Origin of the sequence: Flavonifractor sp. An92 (assembly GCF_002159175.1) — a bacterium.
GTDB lineage: Bacteria > Bacillota > Clostridia > Oscillospirales > Oscillospiraceae > Pseudoflavonifractor_A.
The window spans coordinates 1-1,465 of record NZ_NFGZ01000055.1 but is presented as its reverse complement, the minus strand read 5'-3'; the positions used below and the strand labels follow the sequence as shown (position 1 = coordinate 1,465).

1 protein-coding gene and 1 pseudogene are annotated in these 1,465 nt (G+C 65.8%); one reads left to right on the top strand and one right to left on the bottom strand.

Annotated features, from left to right (window positions below; genetic code table 11):
* Window positions 1–659, bottom strand: a 659-nt coding sequence (locus B5G43_RS18090) for an Ig-like domain-containing protein (protein ID WP_206405039.1), incomplete at its 3' end; no start/stop codon positions are given.
* Between the two features lie 188 nt (window positions 660–847).
* Here B5G43_RS18090 and B5G43_RS16840 point away from each other — a divergent pair.
* Window positions 848–1,465, top strand: a pseudogene (locus tag B5G43_RS16840) (type VII secretion protein); the annotation flags it as partial.

The following is a 1,465-nucleotide window of genomic DNA, read 5'->3' as shown; positions in this document are numbered from 1 at the left end:
GCGGAGGCCCCGGGGGTGGTGGCCCCGGCGGGGGCGTCAAAGCTGCACCGGACGATGCAGGACTGGGAGATCTGGGTGCCGGTGAGGGTGGCGGTGATGGTGGCGCTGCTGACGCCGCCGGACTTGCCGATGCCGGTGACGGTGCCGTTTTCATCCACGCTGACCACCTCGGGATTGCTGCTGGTCCAGGTCACATAGCCCTTGCTGCCGTCGGGGGAGAAGGTTGCCTTGAGGGTGACCTTCTGTCCGTAGCTCTGGAGGGTGAAGTCACTCTGATCCAGAGTCAGGCCGGTGGCGGTCTGGTCGGGCGGGATGGTGGGATCGGCGGAGGGCTCGGTGGAGCTGTCCGGCGCGGGGGTGACCGCCTCGCTGGGGAGGGGAGAGGGGGTCGTCCCGGCCTCGCCCCCGTCCAGGAAGGGCTTGACGATGGACACCACGATGCACACTGCCGCCACAATGAGGGCCAGCGACAGCAGGGTGGTCACCACACGGGCGGGGGTGGGAGGCGTGGAGTAGCCGCCGCCCCGGTTGTTCCGACGGCTCTTGCCCTTGTCCTGGTCCTCGCAGAAGGGGCAGCGTTTATAGGTAGCGGCGTAATCCTCGCCGCAGACATCGCAGTGGATGGTTTTGTTGCGGTTTCCGGTTGGTTTATTTGCCATAGATCTCCCTCCAGGTGACAGAATACGATAACAAGGACATTTTACACGTTTCCCGGAGAACCGTCAACGGCCTTACCTCAATTGTAAGGGAATTTTAACAGCCAGTCCCAACCGGGCGGGCGGCTTGCATCCGGGGGCGGATTCCAGTATAATCAACCTAGAAAAAACCAGGGGAGAGGTGGACGCATTTGAAGGGTTCCATGACCGCGGCGGCGGTCCACAGACAGTATGAAAACAGCCTGCGCGCATTTCAGCGGCAGATCTCCGACGCCACGCTGCGCCTGCGCTTCGGGCAGGAGGCCGACGTGTTTTTCCGGGCCTGCGCCCTGGGCGTGTGGGGGCGGGACGGCGGCTCCCTGAGCCCCCGCCACGTGGAGTATTACAACGCCATCTATACCCGGGGCAACCCGGTGCCCTCCATCCTCTTCTGGGAGCTGTGCACCGCCGTGGCCGAGTACCCCGGCTTCAAGGCCCCGGGCTTTTTCGCCCGGATGCGCTCCTGCGACAAGGTCTCCGGGACCCAGCTCTCCCGGCGCTTCCGGGAGCTGATGACGGTGCTGATCCTCCTCTTCGCCTCGGTGGACGACTGCGTCAGCCAGGAGGAGGCCGACTTCGCCCGGAGCTGCGCCGCCGCCCTGGACGCCCTGTGCGACCGGGACGGGCTGGAGAAGGACAAGGACCCCACCAATGTCCAGGATTTCGTCACCAGCCCGTCCCGGTCGCACAGGGCGTCCAGGGCGGCGGCGCAGCTCCGGGCGAAGTCGGCCTCCTCCTGGCTGACGCAGTCGTCCACCGAGGCGAAGAGG